Source organism: Neisseria sicca VK64 (assembly GCF_000260655.1).
In the GTDB taxonomy this organism is placed as follows: Bacteria; Pseudomonadota; Gammaproteobacteria; order Burkholderiales; family Neisseriaceae; genus Neisseria; species Neisseria sicca_B.
Map to the genome: position 1 here is coordinate 1 of NZ_AJMT01000097.1, position 19,048 is coordinate 19,048.

Sequence of the window (19,048 nt, forward strand, 5' to 3'; positions counted from 1 at the left end):
AGTACGGCGTTGCCTCGCCTTGCCGTACTATTTGTACTGTCTGCGGCTTCGTCGCCTTGTCCTGATTTAAATTTAATCCACTATAGTGTTCTTTTTTATTCATGAATTCCAGGTCCGAAATCGGCTGTGACAAATTCTTGAACAATCATGACCGCGCAGTTGTCTTTACGTTTTTTCATAAAAAGCAGTTTTGCCTTTGCCGGGGCGGGTAACGTAAGAATGGATATGTCTTTACCGTCTAAATGGCCGATAAAGCTGGGACTGCCTGCGAACTCTTCATAGTTTGTAGGTGGCAACGGACAGCGGTTATTGTGAAGTTCAAATTCAAGCTGCTTCATCTTGCCTTTTTCAGACGACCATTCAGCAAACGAAATACTACGGATACCGTATTGTTGATATGGATCTTGGTTAACATGGTATGTGCTGTTGAATTGTCTGTCGTTTTTTATAGTATGGTTAGCAGTTCGATTGATTTCATGCGCCAGATCGGGGATATCAATGCTGCGACCGATTTTATCCAAGTCAATAAAACTGCCATCGCGGGCAGCCTCTACCAAGACCTTAGACAAAGACTTATCGTGCATACGCATGGTTTCCATCGTATCGGCTTGGGCAATATTGGCAGATGTAAGCAGTGCGCAAAATATCAAAAAATAAGATTTCATTTAAATCCTTGTTATTAAATAGAGTTTAAGAATAAAACAAAATTGCCTGCATAGAAGATAAGATATTATGAGGCATACTAATAATTTATTGAAATTTTTCCAACATGATTTTTCTTATGGATGAAAATCTTTTTGATGAATTATGTTTAAGCGCCATATAAATTTCATCATCAATTTTATTTTGGGTTAATACCATATTTTCAATATATGGAATAATTTTCTCAGAGCCGGTTGAAATTAAATAGGCAGCTATCTCGCTATAAATATATGATTTTATGTGAAAATGGTCTAGTTTATTCAATAGTAAAGTCTCAATCAATTTCGAGTGATAGCTTTTTTCTTTTAAAGCATACACAATCCAAGAAATTACTTTCAGATGCCTGCTATTTAAATTTTTTATCAGATATTCTTCAATATAATCTCTTTTGGGAAAAAATGCAGAGCTGAAAGCAGTAGCCATAACGATAGAATATCTATGTATACGCCAAATCAATTGAATTTTTTCCTCTATTGCACAAAATTCTTCCTCTCCTAAATCATAATAATGAAACAAATGCCCTAAAGAAGATATCGCTGAGGATTTTACGTTAATGCTTTTATCGTTGTTTATAAAATCAATTAAGAGAGATAAAACCTCTTCAAGTTCGGATTTATTAAGCTTATTCTGAATCTGTCCGAGAATAAAGACAGCAATTTCCCTATGCCGACTATACCGACTTGTTAAGAGAACATTTTTGACGATATCGCTAATTTCACGATACCGGAAAAATTGCAATCTTCTAGCTGCTTCGTATCGAATTTGAGTATTAGAATTCAGCAGGATATTGAGTAATTCAGTAGCTGATAAATTTTTACATGTTAAATAAGCATCAAAACTCAAAGAATCTTTATTTTTCATATAGTTTGTCTTGTTTGTGTCTAATACAGGTGCTATCTTGAAAAATGCGATTTGATTTCATGAGTTTTAGCGTTTATATGAACTTCTATAATTCCATGTCCTCCTCTGCGATGAGGATTTAATATTTGGGGAGAGTAGGTAAAAACATAATATTTGTTTTCTGTTTTATCAAGGTAAGTACTACATGATATATTGTATTCGGAGATGTTTAATCCTCTAGCCTCTATTTCTTTCATGGAAAGGAATAGAGGTTGGGAATATTCTTTTTCTATCGATAGTTTTTTACCCGAATATCTGTAAATTTCAGAAGAATCAGCCATGGTATTTTGCGGGATAAAGAATATAAAGAGTAAAGTAACCAGATATTTTATAAGATTCATTTTTAATATTAACTCGATAGGGTTTAAAATCGAAGGTACCAAGTTTTATAGTTTATAGCAAGCTGTTGGATCAGCAGATGTAGGTTGGGTCGTGACCCAACATTCAGATTTTTGTTGGGTTTGCCAACCCAGCCTACGCTTGCTTGCTACCATAGGTATAATGCGGGAAGCAGTCTAAAAATTTTGCCAGGCTATGTTTTAGGGTATCGCATTCAGGTGTGATAACCTGTTATGCTTGTTTATGCTCAGTATAAATGATTTGGTATCTATATATTCATTCGTTCAATATCGAAATTTCGCTGTTTATTAAGGGGACAATATAATGCCTTATATTCTTTTTCTATTTTGCCTATTATTATCAGTATGGTTAACTTATATCTGTGTGAAAAAATATTGTAAAAGCAGGCTGGCCAAATTTTTGGGCGTACCTATTTTATTCTTTCTGTTTCTTGGCCTGAACCCTGTTTACCATTTCGCAAATAAAGCTTTGCGTCCGACGCATACAGTGGAGGAATTGATGATGGAAGATCCAGGAAACCGAATGATATTTCTGATATTCAAAGACAAGTTTCCGCAAGATTATGCCCAAATCGTGGCGAAAGCCGAAGATTTTATGAAATCAAAAAATCATGAACAAGATATACGTTTTTTTCTCTCAGAAACAATAGACATCATGTTAAGAAAATTGCCTTATGCAGATGATGACAACTTAATTGCTATGTTTCAGGAAGATATGCAGTTGCGTACCAAACTACTGAACGAAAACGACACGGTAAACTGCTTTTATTTGGAGTATCCTCATTTAGCTCCTGATATTTCGCTTTTTTCAAAGCAAATGAAGCCCTATTTCGCCTCTATAAAACAAGCTAGAGTACGAGCTTTGCAATCTGCCGATATTCATCGAAAAATGCCGGACGAAACTGAAATAGCGCAAACACAAGATAAAGTAAATCAGATTTTATGGAAGAAATATAGTGAACAGGAGTTGGCAGTAATAAATAACGACGATGAGGATGAAATAAAGCAATATACGGCTGAAGAACAGGCTTTGATGTGCCGTTTTACAATCGATACAGTGCAGGCGATATTAGAACAGCCTAAGCATGAAGCTGCCGAACTGCTTCGTTTTAATTTGAGTCATTGAGGGGCAGCCTGTTGGATATTTTTCCCAATAAATCTCTTAGGCTTAAAATAAATCGCATTGATAGGCACATTAAAGCAGCCATAGATTAGGTACTCGAATCTGACATTTTGGGTATTTTCAGACGACCTTTTTATTAAACTCAAGCTCGCGTGCGTGCGTACCGCGCACACCCTACCTGCAGATTTAATGCGGGCTACGACTTGCTGAAGATAAAGTTATTAAGGAATTTGGCAAATATGGAAAAGATTGAGAAATTTAAATCTGAATTATTGGATAACATTTTTGAGTACATCCAGTGTATATCCATTTTTATTTATAAGAGAAATATATATTATTTGATTGGATTATAAAGAAAATTTTGAGTTGAATGCAAAAATATCTTTTGATATTTATTTAAAAGAGGGAGTTATAACTAAAGAGCAATATGATTGTGATTATAAAAACTACAGAAATGGTATCTGGCAATTAACTAAGGACAATTTCGAAAGTTATCTTCAATCAGATTCGGTTGTCGTACTGGGGAAAGACGAATTGAAGGCACTGATGTTACAGGGATTTACTTCTGATGAAGCGGTAAGGTTATATTCCGTTGTCGAGAACAAGTTGTCGTATGATGATCCTATTTCGGATTCTAGCCAACAAAGTGATTTCTTAAAAATCAATCAGATTTCTTCAAGATTACCGTTGTTCTATATTAATTTTGATACGGAAGTTTACCTTCATATGGATTGGGACAGATGCCATGAAGATTATGTCTATGATGGTTGGTTTTCTAAGGCAATGGACTTTGGGTATTTGATACCGGACGAATTGTGTTATTGGAAAATTGAAGGACGGGATTATTGGAAATTTCGGCAATTATAAAAATAAACAAATGATACAAGTCGTAGTCTGCCCAAAATCTGAAGGTGGGGGCTGAGGCACACGCGAGGTTAAACAAGTAATATTTCGCATCATTTGATAAAAGGTCGTCTGAAAGCCGGAAAACCGTTTCAGACGATCTTTTTTAATATGGTGTCTGTAATTTATAATTAATCTTGCATACATACTACACTACTATAACTCTTCCGAATCTGAAATATCCTCAAATCCAACAATATCATTATCATGGTAGTTGATTAAAATGCCGTATGGCTCAGCAATGGGTAGCAGACTTTCTCTAAATATAATATCCCAATCTTTTGTTTTTTCATAAAAAATAAACTCTGGAAAAGAAATCAATTCTTTAGTTTTGTCTAATTTATCTTTGTAATGATTAAATCCGAGTTTTTTGGGTTGGGTATATAGAATATTTTTTAAGAATAGTTCGGTTTTCGCTCTGATCTGAGGAAAATTATTCATTTTGTTTTGAATAAAGTTAAAATCTATTTTCTCCAAATTAAATGGTTGACTGACTTGAATAGAGAAAGACATTTCATTAAATATACCTTGAAGAAAAGATGTGTTTGTTGTTTCTTCAGTAATAAAGGTCAAGTTGCCCAGAGGGGTATGAAATTTACCCATATTAGTATCCTATATAAGGTATTAAATATTTAGAGTAAGCAAAATAGTTATTAAAGGTCGTCTGAAAAATTTCAGACGACCTTTTCTTCAATATCCTCTAATTTGCTATCACTCTTTCTTTCAAAGTCTTCAATAATCTTTTTATAACCTTAATCTGTATCTTAATACCCTTGTGGGTTAGATGGATGAGCACCAATTTTTAAGAAACGTGATAGTTTATAAATAATAATGTAAGACATTAATTTTGGGTTATTTGATATTTTTCATTATATTGGAAAGTTCTATTGGTACGGGTATATCATGTTCACTTGAACGTGAAATTTTTAGAAAATAGCTATGTAGAATAAATTCAAAATCAGAAAATATTTTTAATTTGATTAGGCAACATATTTTTAACTCTTGGATTTTTAAGTCTCGCCAATTTTGATGGCTGAATAGTTTTGAAAAGTAATTATCCGGAATTTGCTCTATCATATCAAGGCAATGATTAAATTCCTTTAAGTCATAATAAATATGTGCTAGGTAGGCTTTGGTAAACATAGCATCTTCAGAATCAGAAGTAGCCTTTTTAAAGGGAATTTTTGCTTGTTCTAAAAGGGAAATTCTATTTTTATCTTCTGATAGATTAGCTTTTAAATATAAGTTATACCCTAAAAGATATGGGTAATTATTTAAATTTAATAAATTATTTAGAAGATAATCTATCAGGATTAATTTTGTTCGATTCTCCTCAGTCAATTCAATTACATCAGTTATTATATAAGGATTGTTAGTTGATATTGAGTCTAAAGGGGAGTCGATATAGTCTAAAGCATTCATCATATTAACTTATAGGTTGTACTGTTGCCTTATGATATATTCTCTGTTAATTATATATTTTGCTATTGAATCATTCACTTACTTTACATCGATAATCGCAGGTTAGATCCCTAAAACCGTCATTTTGTATATAACAGGTTTGTAATATATGGGTCGTCTGAAACAGTTTCAGACGACCTTTTTCTTTATTTCTCTCTATTCTTTCAGCACTCTTTCTTTCAAAGTCTTCAAGACACTTTTCACCGTCTTAATTCTCATCTCCACATCTTCCATCTGAGCAGTAAACTTCAACTTATCCGCTCCAGCCAGCCGATATTTTTTATCTGTCTGAATCAGCAGGATGATTTCTGTCGGGTCGATTTGGTGGTGTTTGCCGAAGGTAACGGTAACGGCTTCGCCGGTGGCGTCGATGGCGTCTATGCCCAATTCTTTTGCGGCGAGCCGCAGGTGGTGGCTTTCGATGAGGGTTTTGACGGGTTGTTCGGGCAGGCCGAAGCGGTCGACGAGTTCTTCGTGTATGGCGTTGATTTGCTGTACGGTTTCGCAGACGGCGAGGCGTTTGTAGAGGACGAGCCGTTCGTGGATGTCGGGGCAGTAGCTTTCGGGCAGCAGGGCGGGGCTGTGCAGTTTGATTTCGGTGGTGATGCCCAGCGGTGCGTCGAGGTCGGGCTGGCGGCCTTTTTTAAGGTCGCGCACGGCTTGTTTGAGCATTTCGGTGTAGAGCGTGAAGCCGACCTGTATCATTTCGCCGGATTGTCCTTCGCCGAGGATTTCGCCTGCGCCGCGGATTTCCAAATCCTGCATGGCGAGGGTGAAACCTGCGCCGAGTTCGTCTGCCGCCGCGATGGCGTCGAGGCGTTTTTCTGCGTCTTTGGTGATGTATTCGGGCGTGAGCAGGTAGGCGTAGGCTTGGTGGTGGCTGCGGCCGACGCGACCGCGAAGCTGGTGCAGTTGCGCCAGTCCGAATTTGTCGGCGCGGTTGATGATAATGGTGTTGGCGTTGGGGATGTCGATGCCGGTTTCGATGATGGTGGAACAGAGCAACACGTTGAATCTTTGTTGCAAAAAGTCGCGCATGACTTGTTCCAGCTCGCGCTCGCGCAGTTGTCCGTGCGCCACGCCGATGCGGGCTTCGGGCAGCAGGGTTTCCAGCCGCTCGCGCATATTCTCAATCGTATCTACTTCATTGTGCAGGAAAAATACCTGCCCGCCACGTTTGAGTTCGCGCAACACGGCTTCGCGCACGCTGCCTTCGCTGAACGGTTTGACAAAGGTTTTGACGGCGAGGCGGCGGCTGGGTGCGGTGGTAATCAGCGAGAAGTCGCGCAGACCTTCGAGCGCCATGCTGAGGGTGCGCGGAATCGGCGTGGCGGTCATGGTGAGGACATCGACATTGGCGCGCAGGCGTTTGAGCTGCTCTTTCTGGCGCACGCCGAAGCGGTGTTCTTCATCGATAATCACTAAACCTAAGTTTTTGAATTTGATGTCGTCCTGCACCAATTTGTGCGTGCCGATAACGATATCGACCGTGCCGTCCGCCATGCCTTCCAGCGCGGCTTTGGTGGCTTTGCTGTTGTTGAAACGCGAAAGGCTGGCGACTTTTACGGGGAAATCGGCGAAGCGGTCGGCGAAGTTTTGCGCGTGCTGCTCGACCAGAAGCGTGGTCGGGGCGAGTACGGCAACCTGTTTGCCGCCCATCACTGCCACAAACGCGGCGCGCAGGGCGACTTCGGTTTTGCCGAAACCGACATCACCGCACACAAGGCGGTCCATCGGCTTCGCCTGCGTCAAATCTTTAATCACGGCGGCGATGGCGGCGGCCTGGTCTTCGGTTTCTTCGTAGCCGAAGCCGTCGGCAAACGCCTGATAGTCCAACTCGTTGATTTCAAACTTGTGTCCCGATTGGGCGGCGCGTTGGGCGTAGAGATTGAGCAACTCGGCGGCGGTGTCGCGCGCTTTTTCGGCGGCTTTGCGCTTCGCCTTGTTCCACGCGCCGCTGCCGAGCTTGTGCAGAGCGACGTTTTCATGCGCCTGACCGGAGTAGCGGCTGATTAAATGCAGTTGCGAAACAGGCACATAAAGCTGCGCTTCGCCCGCGTATTCGAGCAACATCATTTCGTTGGTTTCGCCGCCCAAGTCCATCGTTACCAAGCCCATATAGCGTCCGATGCCGTGTTCTTCGTGCACGACGGGGTCGCCGATGTTGATTTCGGCAAGGTCGCGCAACAGGCCGTCTGAAACGGCGGCGTGTTTCTTGCGGCGGCTGTGGACGCGTGAACGGGCGACGTATTGATAAAGCTCGGATTCGGTGATGACGGCGATGGCGCTTTGAGCGGCAACTGCTTTGCCCTCTCCCCAACCCTCCCCCACGGGGGAGGGGGCAGGTTGCTGTTGGATTGGCTCGTGCAGATCACTTGCGACGGGGTACAGGTTGCTTTCGGTTTTCAGGTCGTCTGAAACGGCGGCGGCACTTTGTTCCCTCTCCTGCGGGAGAGGGTTTGTTGCGGCTGCGGGAAATTCGGTTTGGTCGGCAACCGCTTTGCCCTCTCCCCAACCCTCCCCCACGGGGGAGGGAGCAGGTTGCTGTTGGATTGGCCCGTGCAGAGTACTTTCGACAGGGTGCAGGCTGCTTTCGGTTTTCAGGTCGTCTGAAACGGCGGCGGCTGCATTCTGTTCCCTCTCCTGAGGGAGAGGGCTAGGGAGAGGGTTTGTTGCGGCGGCGGAAAATTCGGTTTGGTCGGTAACCGCTTTGCCTTCTCTCTTGGAGGCAGGAGTGGGTTGCTGTTGGCTCGGAGAGTGCGGTCCGCCCAGTTTGAACCCATATGCCAACGGCGCGACCGTGATCATCAGCGGCTCGTGTGCCGATAAAAAGCCCTGCCAGTCGGACACAGGTTTGGCTTTCAAACCGTTTTGCTGCAAGAAGCCGAGCATGGTTTCGCGCCGTCCCAGACTTTCGGCGCACAGCAAAATCCGCCCGTCAAAGGTCGTCTGAAAATCCTTCAATGCCTGCAAAGGCTCGTCGGACTGGCGGTTGACGGCAAGGTCGGGCAGGGTGTGTTCCTTGCCGGAAACATCGGGCAGCACCTGGCCGTAGTTTTTCAGACGACCTGCGAACACATCGGCAGAGAGATACAAATGCTGTGGAAGCAAAGGCGGATAGGTTTCGTCGCCCTGCGCCATGGCGTAACGCGATTTGACGTCGCTCCAAAAGCGGTTTGCCTCGGCGTGAACATCGCCCAAAGAGACAAACAGCGCATCTTCGCCGATATAGTCAAACAACGTTTCCAGCTCGTTTTCAAAAAACAGCGGCAGATAGTATTCCACGCCCGCGCCGAAGTGGCCGTTGCTGACGGCTTTGTACACGGCGGCATCGTTTGGATTGCCATCGACTTCCTCGCGGAAGCGGCTGCGGAAGATTTTCTGCGCCTCGCTGTCGGTGGGGAACTCGTGCGCCGGCAGCAGGCGGATTTCGGAAACGGGGGAAATGGTGCGCTGCGTGTCCGTGTCAAAGGTTTTGATGCTGTCGATTTCATCGTCGAACAAATCGATGCGGTAAGGCATTTCGCTACCCATCGGAAACAAATCGACAATCCCGCCGCGCACGGCAAACTCGCCCGCCGCGACAACATGGGAAACATGGTTGTAGCCCGCATCCACCAAATCGGTTTTCAGACGGCCTATATCCAGAGTCTGCCCCGTTTTCAGCCAGAACGTGCGCCCCGCCAGAAACGGCACGGGCGGCAGCTTCTGCATCGCTGTGGCAACCGGTACGAACAGCACGTCCGCCGCGCAGCTCTTAATCTGCCACAACGCCGAGAGCCGCTCCGACACCAAATCCTGATGCGGCGAAAAACGCTCGTAAGGCAGCGTTTCCCAGTCCGGCAGGAACACTGCCGTATCGTGCGGACGGAAAAACCGCCATGCCGTCTGAAGGCGCAACGCCTGTTCCGCATCTTGGGTCAGCACGACTTTGAGCCGCTTATGCGGCAGATAACGCGCCAAAGCCAGCGGCAGCGAGCCTTGCGAAAGATTGAGCCAACGGGATTTTTCACGGGGTTTGGGGATAGGGTAGGTCATGGCGTAGGGACAATGGCTTGCGGCAGCCGGAAAATTTTTCGGGCTGCCGTGGTGGGTTGTAAAAGCGGGATTTTAGCAGATTAAAAGCGGGTGTAAGGGATAGGATGGTTTGGTTGGTTTTCAGACGACCTGAGATGGTTTGTGATAAGGTATAACTATTCCTATTTCTGGAATGAAGAGGTCGTTGAAAAAATGGTTTGATGGCTTTCAGACGATCTCAACCGCATCGGAGGTGCGGTATCATCGTACTTCTTTTTATTTTATGCCTGCCATCCGTGGCTAGAAGGAAAATAATGTTATTAGCCAATTTAAAAAAATCTGACACATCAGCGGAATTTATACATCAAAAATTTACAGCGGAAGAAATACAGGAATTGCTGCAATACAAACGACTCAAAGGTATCGTGTTTCGCGATTGTCCGCTAGAGGATAATGATGTCGCCCAAATTGCCAAGTTGCCCCAATTGGTGAATCTGACTTTGGATAATACTGCCATAAGTGATAAAGGATTGGCTGCATTGGCTGATGCGGGCAAGCTCATGTATTTGTGGATAACTCATGCCAAAATTGATGGAAGCGGGCTGGCAGCATTTGTAGAGAAAGGGCACAAATTGCGTTGTCTGCAGTTGGAACATACTATGTTTGACGATCAAGCATTGCAACTTGCGGCCCGAATGTCCAAATTGGATACGTTACATTTGAACCATACTCGAATCAGTGAAGCTGGATTGATGTCGGTTACAAGTAATCCGCGTTTGACGATTATCGCCAAACAGTTTTCAGACGAAATATACGCCCGATTCGAGCAGCAACAACGCGAACAGGCTAAAAAGCAGAAAACGCCCCCTGAACCGGCAGATGTAGAGGCCGCCCAAACTGCGTTGCAGGCTTTTTTTGATGCCATGACGGAATGTGAGGCTAGTTTCGTCAACTTTGATGATGACTGGACAGAACGCACGATTGCCCTGTTCCAACAATACGGCAGTGAAAAATTGCCAGAACGGCAAAGCAAAGAAGGCCGTTACCATACCAGTGGACAGCCGGAAGGTACATATGGAAACCATGTTTTCATAGATAATGAAAAACAGGGGCGCAAAATCTGGCTCTATACCCAAGAGGATCGTGACTTCTACCGTTTTTTGATGGTTAATGAAAACGGCGAATGGAAATTGGAAAAGGCGCAAATTAAATTAGATGGTGGATGGAGACGGAATTGGGTGTAGGAAAGATAGCAAATGGTTGCCTATATTTTTAGCAGGCATTTCAGATTTGCGTTATACTTTTCCCCGTCTGTGTACTTTACTTATGAGAAAGGCAGCAAAATTATGATCTTAGAATTCATTAAAAAACTGTTTGGCGCGACTGGCGGCGCATCGTCTTCGCCAAAACGCGGCGGCTGGAATGAGGAAGAGGGCGTGTATTACGCCAAAGGCAGCTACGATAACGCAGTAGAGTACAACAATGAGTTGATGTGCATTGCCAATTTTATGCTCTACCATATGGAAGACATGAACAAGGAAATGGACAAACGCGATTACGCCCAAGCCGAAAAAGTCCGTGTGCAGTGGATAGCCGCGATTCCCAATTACATCGCACAAGCCGATAAATTGGGTGCATACAAAGGCGATGCTTCCCTGTTGAATGCTTTGAAAAGCCATCTGCGTTTCTTTAGCGATTTGATGGAAGACAGCTATAAAAAGCTGATCCAAATCCGCGCTTCTGGCAAACACGGTTCGGAAGAAGATGAAGAGCAATTGGACGAGAACAACGAGAAAATCTTGGACAGTACCGATAAGTTCAATGAAGTGAGCGATGAGTTTTTGGAAAAATTCGAAGACGAATAAACCGTATAGGCGAATTTTGTAAAACGCTATCCTAAAACCAAAAATCCTCTAAATTCCTTACGACAGAATTTAGAGGATTTTTTTCATAAGCCGTTTTCTATAAAAACATAGAGAACCGCTGATTGTCAGAAAGGTCGTCTGAAAACCGGTATGGCGGGTTTCGCTACAAGTTTTCAGACGACCTCCGTTCAAACTGCTACACCCGCCAGTTTGCCGATCATGCCGGTAACGGCCAACGCCGCCACGCCCCACAGGCACACGCGCAGGACGGCGGGGGCGACAGGTGCGCCGCCGAGTTTGGCGGAGGCGTAACCCAGCGCGGCGAGTCCGCACAAAGTGGTTACCGCCAGCGTAGGGATAAGGGCGGCGGGGGCGGTCAGCGCGACCAGCAGCGGCAGTATGGCACCGGCGCAGAACGAACCGGCGGAGGCAAGAGCGGCCTGCATGGGCTTGGCGGCGGAGGTTTCGGTGATGCCGATTTCGTCGCGTGCATGGGCGGAGAGCGCGTCGTGTTCCATCAATGCCTGTGCAACTTCGGCGGCAAGTGCGTCGGACAAACCGCGGCGGCGGTAGATTTCGATCAGTTCTGCCAGTTCGGCATCGGGATTGGCTTCCAATTCGTAGCGTTCTTTGTGCAAATCGGCTTTTTCCGTGTCCGACTGGCTGGATACGGAAACATATTCCCCCGCCGCCATCGAGACCGCGCCGCCGATCAGGGCGGAAACGCCCGTCAGCAGCAGGGTTTGAAAATCGGGGGCAGCGGCTGCAACGCCGGTCAGCAGCGAGGCGGTGGAAATCAGGCCGTCGTTCGCGCCCAATACGCTCGCGCGCAGCCAGTTGTTGCGGTTGCTGAAATGGCGTTCGCTGTGTTGTGAATACATGGCAGTGTTCCGGCGGTGTTTTGCATTATGGTAGCACCGTATCGGTTTATCGGGGGCGGCGCAAATGGATGTTTTAAGGCTGAAATTCCGTTTATACCTGATAACAATTGTCGCTTATGCGGGTTTGTGGTATAAATCGAAATTCTAGAAATTTAGCTCTAAACTCTAATAACTGCCGTTCAACAGAGAATCATGATGACACACACCGAATCAAGCGCGCAGCCGTCAACTATGGACACGGCTGCTTTTTTAAAGCACATCGAAACCGCATTCCGCCGCATTTTTTCAGACGACCTTAACCTCATGCAATACCTACCCGAAGACAAATGGCTTGCCTTGAAGCAGGCAGGTTTGCTGTTGCCCTTCCTCGACAAAAAACACGGCGGCCGCAAGGGCAGCCAGTTTGAAATCCAAGAAGTTCTGCGGATTGCGGGGCATTACGGCGTGCCCGTTACCCTGCGTACCGGCATCGAAGGTGCGCTGGTGTTGCAGCCTCTGCAAGAGTTTGGCGACGAAACGCAAGTCGCGCAAGGTTTGGACATGGTTTTTAAAGGCGAGGGCGGCGGTTTGGGCATTACCGAACCCGAAACCTCCGGCGCGGCGATTGCCCGCGAAATGCAGTCCTACTACGAATATATCGACGAACAAACGATTTACGTCAACGCCGCGAAATACTGGCAGGGCAACTCGCAGAGCGACTTCCTCCTCGTTGCCGCCAAAGAGCGCAAAAACGGCAAACTCTCCAAAGTCATCAACCTGCTGCTCGTTCCCAAACAATACATCCGCTACGAAGCCCTCGCATCCGAAGGCCTGCGCGCCGTCCGTTACGCCGTCAACCGCATTGATGCCCAAATGCCCGCTGCCGCCGTCATGAAACTCTCGCAGAGCGACGCCGCCGGTTTGCGTGCGTTCCAAAACATCTTTATCCGCAGCCGCCTGCAACTGATCGGCATGACGCACGGCATCATGGAATACATCATTGACAACCTGAACCGATATGTCCGCCACGACATCAAATTCGTCGATTACGAACGCCACGAAATCCAACGCCGCCATCAGGTTTCCGAAATCCTTTACCGCTACGTCTGCCATTGCGTTTCGCCCGTTGCCCCCGTCGCCCATCAGCTGATGGAGGCAAACATCATCAAAACCCTCGCCACGGAATACACATACGCCGCTGCCCAAATGTTGCAAAAACTCTTGGGCGCGAAGGGTTTTGAACGCGGACACACCGCCAGCAATATCGCTATCGACATCCGCCCCTTCACCATCTTCGAAGGTCCGAACGATATGCTTTATGCCGAAATTTACGACCAGTTCGTCCGCGCCACCGCCGAAGAAAAAGAAGCAGGCATTAAATTGGACAAAAACCAAACCCTGCTCGATCGTCTGCAAACCGACGCCCGCTTTGCCGCCGTTGCGCGCGACTACACTTTACCCGAAGACATCCGCAGCTTCCTGCAGGAACGCACCCTGACCGACGCCTGCGCCTTGCAAAAAGTCTTCATCGGCAAAATCATCGCCCGACTCTTCGTCTTCGTACAGGCGGAACACGAAGACACCGCAGCCTTCCTGTTGAACGACATCCGCAAAGACATATTGGACTGCCGATATTGCGGTTGATGGTTTAAGGCAGAGAGGTCGTCTGAAATCGGTTTTCAGACGACCTCGGGCGGATTTTCATATTTTCAATTCAAAAGCAGTTTCGTTACGAAAATCAAATGAATCAAGTGCTTTAATCATGTTCATTGACTTTCAGACGACCTCAAAGCCCATGACCCTCTCCAAACTTCCTCCTTGGCAGACTCCCGAACAAGTCTGCGACATCTTACTTGCGCTGCCGGAAAAGCAGCGCAATCGTGCGTTGTACGAACTCCTCTCTCTTTTTGATCATGAAAACCCGCAAGGTCGGACGGAAGCCGAAAGTCAGCTTGCCGCCCTGCGCCTGCTGTGGCATGACCCGCGTTTTCAAGGTTTGGAAAGCATCAAACATTGGCTGCGCGATGTGCTTGGGCTGGACGAGTCAAACGGTTCATGGCTTGCGTTGCAGGATGACATCGAAACGTTGATGGAAACGCTCCATCCCGAAACCTGCCGCACTTACGGAGAATACGGCGGTATGTTCAAAAGCGCGCAAACGCTCGAACCTTTTGTCGCCCGAATGTTCGAGCGCGATACCGAAGCCTCGCGCAGCATGGCTTGGGACTGTCTGTATTGGAACAAAGAGTTACGCCGTTTACGCCCCGATTGGGATGAATGGTTGAAAGAAGAAATCCGAAATCTGCATGATAAATACGGCGAGAACAGATAGCCGCCGCAACTGATTCAGGTTGACTGAAAGGTGTTTCTGACTTTGAGCGGCTGAAAATCAAACCCGACTGTTTTTTATAGTGGATTAACTAAATCAGGACAAGGCGACGAAGCCGCAGACAGTACAGATAGTACGGAACCGATTCACTTGGTGCTTCAGCACCTTAGAGAATCGTTCTCTTTGAGCTAAGGCGAGGTAACACCGTCCTGGTTTAAAGTTAACCCACTATATTTTTTCTGCGAATAAGGCTGAGTTAAATCGGAAATTAAACGGCAATTTTGTACGGGAACAAATAGCGAACAATAAAAAGGTCGTCTGAAAATTTCAGACGACCTTTTTTCATTTCATCAACATCCTGGTGGAATCAATCCAGCTTTTTAAAATGGCGGCGGCGTTCCAGTTCGCTCAGGTAACGCTTGCGCAGACGGATGGACTGCGGCGTGATTTCTACCAGCTCGTCATCGTCGATAAACTCGACCGCGCCTTCCAGCGTCAGCTTGATCGGCGTGGTCAGGCGAACGGCTTCGTCAGTGCCGCTGGCGCGGATGTTGGTGAGTTTTTTACCTTTGAGCGGGTTGACTACCAAATCGTTGTCGCGGCTGTGGATGCCGATAATCATGCCTTCGTAGATTTTGTCGTTAGGCGACACGAACATACGGCCGCGGTCTTCCAGATTCCATAAGGCATAAGCGACGGCTTCGCCTTGCTCTTGGGAAATCAGTACGCCGTTGTGGCGGCCGGGCATATCGGGTTTCACGGGCGCGTAGTCGTCAAACACATGGCTCATCAGGCCGACGCCGCGCGTCAGGGTCATGAATTCGCCTTGGAAACCGATTAAGCCGCGCGCGGGAATATGGTATTCGAGGCGGGTACGGCCGTTGCCGTCGCTTTCCATATTGGTCAGTTCGCCTCGGCGGCGGCCGAGTTCTTCCATTACCGCGCCTTGGTTTTCGTCCGGTACGTCCACGGTCAGGTTTTCGTAAGGTTCGCATTTTTGACCGTCGATGTCGCGGTACACGACGCGCGGCTTGCCGACTGCCAGTTCAAAGCCTTCGCGGCGCATGTTTTCCAGCAAAATGGTCAGGTGCAGTTCGCCACGTCCGGATACGCGGAACACGTCGGCATCGGCGGTGTCTTCCACGCGCAGGGCAACGTTGGTCAGCAACTCTTTTTGCAGGCGGTCGCGGATTTGGCGGCTGGTCACGAATTTGCCTTCGGTACCCGCCAGCGGGCTGGTGTTCACCATAAAGTCCATCGTCAGCGTCGGTTCGTCCACGCTCAACATCGGCAAACCTTTGGGGTTGTCTTTGTCGGTAATGGTCACGCCGATACCGATGTCTTCGATACCCGAAATAATCACGATGTCGCCGGCTTCGGCTTCTTCAAGCGGTACGCGTTCCAAACCTTTGAAACCCAAAAGCTGGTTGATGCGGCCTTGGGCGATTTGCTGATCGTGGTTCATCACAGCAACGACTTGACCGGGTTTGATACGTCCATTTAGGATACGGCCGATCCCGAGGCGGCCGGTGTAGTTGTCGTAGTCGAGTTGGGAAATTTGCAGTTGCAGCGTTTCGTCCGCGCTGCCGCTTGGCGCGGGCGTGTGTTTTAAGATGGTGTCGAACAGCGGACGCATGTCGTTGCTCTCGTCGGTTTCTTCCAGTTTGGCGAAACCGGACAGGCCGGAAGCGTAGACAATCGGGAAGTCCAACTGCTCGTCGGTTGCGCCCAAGTTGTCGAAGAGTTCAAAAGTTTGGTCGATGACCCAGCTCGGACGGGCGGACGGTTTGTCGATTTTATTGATGACGACGATCGGTTTCAGTCCCAAAGCCAAGGCTTTTTTGGTAACGAAACGGGTTTGCGGCATTGGGCCTTCCTGCGCGTCCACCAACAATACGACGCAGTCCACCATACCCAAAACACGCTCCACCTCGCCGCCGAAGTCGGCGTGTCCCGGAGTGTCGACGATGTTGATGTGGTAGCCTTCGTAATCGATGGCGGTATTTTTGGCGAGGATGGTAATGCCGCGTTCTTTTTCAAGGTCGTTGCTGTCCATCACGCGTTCGTCAACCTGCTGGTTGGCGCGGAATGTACCGGATTGGCGCAGCAGTTGGTCAACTAATGTGGTTTTGCCGTGGTCGACGTGGGCGATGATGGCAATGTTGCGAATTTGTTTCATGGTGATATGTATTTCAAATGATTTTTATCAAAAAGTAACTCGCAATTATATCACGGTTCATCTTATCGGACGGAGGGGGAGCAGATTAAATTTGAATCGGTACGGCATTTGTTCCGGTTCAACCGTCATTCACTATGCACACTGCGGCACAGTTTGACGATAAAAGCATTTGAGAATAATTAATAATAAAATTTGATTGGGTTTTGTAATTTATTTGCTTTTATTTATGGTTAAAGAGTGTAAATGTTTTTGAATGTTGAAATGGATTCTTAATACCAATGGCAACAAATATCTATATAAAACAAGGTATTGAATTTTTAGACGACCTTTTAAGGCTTCTGTTTCTTTTGATAATTGTTTGTATTTTAAATAGAAAATTTGTCAAGCGTCAGGCTTTTTCATACAATTCAGCCATCAAGAAACAACACGCAATGTTTTTTACAGACACTTTACAATTTCAAAGAAAGAGAAAGAATTATGCAAGGCAATCAAGCTGTTATCGATTATATGAACGAACTGTTGTCCGGCGAGCTGGCTGCACGCGATCAATACTTCATCCACTCACGCCTGTACTCCGAATGGGGCTACAACAAACTGTTCGAGCGTCTGAATCATGAGATGGAAGAAGAAACAACCCACGCCGAAGACTTCATCCGCCGTATCCTGATGCTGGGCGGTACACCTAAAATGACCCGTGCCGAACTGAACATCGGTACCGACGTGATTTCCTGCCTGAAAGCAGATTTGAACACCGAATACGAAGTACGCGATGCATTGAAAAAAGGCATCAAACTGTGCGAAGAAGCACAAGACTATGTTACCCGTGATTTGATGATTGCCCAGTTGAAAGACACTGAAGAAGATCACGCCCACTGGCTGGAACAACAACTGCGTCTGATCGAACTCGTCGGCGAAGGCAACTACTACCAAAGCCAACTGTAATTAAGCGTATAAGGAGCTGAAAATGAAAGGCGATCGCTTAGTTATCCGCGAATTGAATAAAAACTTGGGCTTGCTTTTAGTTACCATCAACCAATATTTCCTGCATGCCCGCATTTTGAAAAACTGGGGCTTTGAAGAATTGGGCGAACATTTCTTCAAACAGTCCATCCGCGAAATGAAATCCGCAGACGATTTAATCGAGCGTATTTTGTTCTTGGAAGGCCTGCCTAACCTGCAAGAATTGGGCAAACTGCTTATCGGCGAATCAACCGAGGAAATCCTGACCTGCGATTTGACGAAAGAACAGGAAAAACACGATGCCCTCATCGCTGCCATCGCCATCGCGGAACAACAGCAAGACTACGTCAGCCGTGATTTGTTGGAAAAACAAAAAGACATCAACGAAGAACACATCGACTGGCTCGAAACCCAGCAGGAGCTGATCGGCAAAGTCGGTTTGCCGAACTACCTGCAAACAGCGGCGCAAGAGGACTAAAACACAAACCACTGCCAAATATAGCAGTCCCTGCACCCATAAACGGCATATCTTTTCGGATATGCCGTTTTTCTTTTAATATAATGGATTAACTTTAAATCAGGACAAGGCGACGAAGCCGCAGACAGTACAGATAGTACGGAACCGATTCACTTGGTGCTTCAGCACCTTAGAGAATCGTTCTCTTTGAGCTAAGGCGAGGCAACGCCGTACTGGTTTAAATTTAATCCACTATATTTTCGACAAATAAAAAAGGACGGAAGCAAACCCGTCCTTTTTATGTTTCATCACCTTATCCCTCATCCTCAAACAAAAACCCGCTTTGCGCCTCCACACCGACTTCGGGCGCTGCCATGGCATCAAGCTGGCGGTTGCGGATTTTGGTTTTCCTCATACTGAGAAGACGCATGACCTGATGCTTTTGATCATCGGTCATTTTTTGCCAATAAAGCCTTTCTTCGCGGCTGCGCAGACAGCCTTTGCAATAGCCTTTGGCATTGGCTTCACAGACGCCGATACAGGGGCTGGGGATGGGGAAAAAATCAGGTTGTTCCATATTTTAAAAACGTTTGTGAAAAGAGGTCGGCGCGAACCAAAAATCCGACTGCGTCCGTTTCCGTTCAAACACGACAAGTACATCTCGTAGGGTTTATATAAGACGTAAGACAATAAACGACAGAACGCGTAAGAATTTTACTATAGCCCGTTTTAAGAACAAATCAATTTGATTTTCAGACAACCTATGCCCTACCCCAACCGTCTGGATTTTATGACTCAAGCAGTTTACGCAAAGACTGATTGTTGTATTTGATATCGGCAATCATTCGGTCGTATTGGTGCATTCTACGGAGCGATCGGGTTATCAGATAGACCGAGAAAAAAATCAAACTGATGTTCATCAAACTGACCAAC

The 19,048-nt window shown here is 46.4% G+C and carries 16 protein-coding genes and 1 pseudogene; 8 read left to right on the forward strand and 9 right to left on the reverse strand.

The window, feature by feature from the left end; genetic code table 11:
* Positions 1–95 precede the first annotated feature (95 nt).
* From HMPREF1051_RS05955 to HMPREF1051_RS13225, 3 genes are all read right to left on the reverse strand, one after another.
* Positions 96–665 (reverse strand): hypothetical protein, encoded by a 570-nt coding sequence (locus tag HMPREF1051_RS05955; protein ID WP_003765797.1) that lies wholly within the window; start codon positions 663–665, stop codon positions 96–98.
* Positions 666–750: 85 nt separating this feature from the next.
* On the reverse strand, positions 751–1,563 hold the full coding sequence (locus tag HMPREF1051_RS05960) for a hypothetical protein (protein WP_003765786.1): 813 nt from the start codon (positions 1,561–1,563) through the stop codon (positions 751–753).
* Between the two features lie 32 nt (positions 1,564–1,595).
* Entirely contained in the window at positions 1,596–1,883 is a 288-nt protein-coding gene (locus HMPREF1051_RS13225; RefSeq protein ID WP_231286281.1) for a hypothetical protein, read from the reverse strand.
* Positions 1,884–2,265: 382 nt separating this feature from the next.
* Here HMPREF1051_RS13225 and HMPREF1051_RS05965 point away from each other — a divergent pair, with 382 nt between their 5' ends.
* Together HMPREF1051_RS05965 and HMPREF1051_RS05970 are read left to right on the forward strand one after the other, a co-directional pair.
* On the forward strand, positions 2,266–3,087 hold the full coding sequence (locus tag HMPREF1051_RS05965; protein WP_036492147.1) for a hypothetical protein: 822 nt from the start codon (positions 2,266–2,268) through the stop codon (positions 3,085–3,087).
* Positions 3,088–3,323: 236 nt separating this feature from the next.
* Positions 3,324–3,951 (forward strand): annotated as a pseudogene (locus tag HMPREF1051_RS05970) (hypothetical protein).
* A gap of 192 nt (positions 3,952–4,143) precedes the next feature.
* On the opposite strand, the gene HMPREF1051_RS05975 reads toward HMPREF1051_RS05970, so the two are convergent.
* The 3 genes from HMPREF1051_RS05975 to mfd form a co-directional block, all read right to left on the reverse strand.
* A complete protein-coding gene (locus tag HMPREF1051_RS05975; protein ID WP_003765811.1) occupies positions 4,144–4,590 on the reverse strand; it encodes a hypothetical protein in 447 nt (148 codons plus the stop codon).
* 249 nt (positions 4,591–4,839) lie between these two features.
* Positions 4,840–5,412, reverse strand: coding sequence for a hypothetical protein (locus HMPREF1051_RS05980; protein ID WP_003765788.1), 573 nt, complete (start codon positions 5,410–5,412; stop codon positions 4,840–4,842).
* Between the two features lie 192 nt (positions 5,413–5,604).
* Positions 5,605–9,486, reverse strand: coding sequence for a transcription-repair coupling factor (gene mfd / locus HMPREF1051_RS05985; protein ID WP_003765791.1), 3,882 nt, complete (start codon positions 9,484–9,486; stop codon positions 5,605–5,607).
* Positions 9,487–9,779: 293 nt separating this feature from the next.
* Here mfd and HMPREF1051_RS05990 point away from each other — a divergent pair, with 293 nt between their 5' ends.
* On the forward strand, positions 9,780–10,709 hold the full coding sequence (locus HMPREF1051_RS05990) for an NTF2 fold immunity protein (RefSeq protein ID WP_003765795.1): 930 nt from the start codon (positions 9,780–9,782) through the stop codon (positions 10,707–10,709).
* A 102-nt stretch (positions 10,710–10,811) separates the two neighbouring features.
* The gene (locus HMPREF1051_RS05995; RefSeq protein WP_003765793.1) at positions 10,812–11,330 is read left to right on the forward strand and encodes an LIC11966 family surface protein; all 519 of its coding nucleotides are present in this window, start codon (positions 10,812–10,814) and stop codon (positions 11,328–11,330) included.
* Positions 11,331–11,518: 188 nt separating this feature from the next.
* Here HMPREF1051_RS05995 and HMPREF1051_RS06000 read toward each other — a convergent pair whose 3' ends face one another.
* The gene (locus HMPREF1051_RS06000; protein WP_003765810.1) at positions 11,519–12,211 is read right to left on the reverse strand and encodes a VIT1/CCC1 transporter family protein; all 693 of its coding nucleotides are present in this window, start codon (positions 12,209–12,211) and stop codon (positions 11,519–11,521) included.
* A gap of 195 nt (positions 12,212–12,406) precedes the next feature.
* Between HMPREF1051_RS06000 and HMPREF1051_RS06005 the strand changes: the two genes are divergently transcribed.
* Both HMPREF1051_RS06005 and HMPREF1051_RS06010 read left to right on the forward strand, forming a co-directional pair.
* Positions 12,407–13,834: an acyl-CoA dehydrogenase family protein gene (locus tag HMPREF1051_RS06005; RefSeq protein ID WP_155815298.1), complete on the forward strand. Its 1,428-nt coding sequence runs from the start codon at positions 12,407–12,409 to the stop codon at positions 13,832–13,834.
* A 118-nt stretch (positions 13,835–13,952) separates the two neighbouring features.
* Positions 13,953–14,522: a hypothetical protein gene (locus HMPREF1051_RS06010; protein ID WP_003765806.1), complete on the forward strand. Its 570-nt coding sequence runs from the start codon at positions 13,953–13,955 to the stop codon at positions 14,520–14,522.
* 364 nt (positions 14,523–14,886) lie between these two features.
* On the opposite strand, the gene typA is transcribed toward HMPREF1051_RS06010, so the two are convergent.
* Positions 14,887–16,698, reverse strand: coding sequence for a translational GTPase TypA (typA, locus tag HMPREF1051_RS06015; RefSeq protein ID WP_003765802.1), 1,812 nt, complete (start codon positions 16,696–16,698; stop codon positions 14,887–14,889).
* 477 nt (positions 16,699–17,175) lie between these two features.
* Here typA and bfr (HMPREF1051_RS06020) point away from each other — a divergent pair, with 477 nt between their 5' ends.
* Together bfr (HMPREF1051_RS06020) and bfr (HMPREF1051_RS06025) are read left to right on the forward strand one after the other, a co-directional pair.
* On the forward strand, positions 17,176–17,640 hold the full coding sequence (gene bfr, locus HMPREF1051_RS06020; protein WP_003755417.1) for a bacterioferritin: 465 nt from the start codon (positions 17,176–17,178) through the stop codon (positions 17,638–17,640).
* A gap of 22 nt (positions 17,641–17,662) precedes the next feature.
* Entirely contained in the window at positions 17,663–18,136 is a 474-nt protein-coding gene (bfr, locus tag HMPREF1051_RS06025; protein WP_003765819.1) for a bacterioferritin, read from the forward strand.
* 292 nt (positions 18,137–18,428) lie between these two features.
* On the opposite strand, the gene HMPREF1051_RS06030 is transcribed toward bfr (HMPREF1051_RS06025), so the two are convergent.
* A complete protein-coding gene (locus HMPREF1051_RS06030; protein WP_003761976.1) occupies positions 18,429–18,692 on the reverse strand; it encodes a DUF1289 domain-containing protein in 264 nt (87 codons plus the stop codon).
* Between the last annotated feature and the right edge of the window lie 356 nt (positions 18,693–19,048).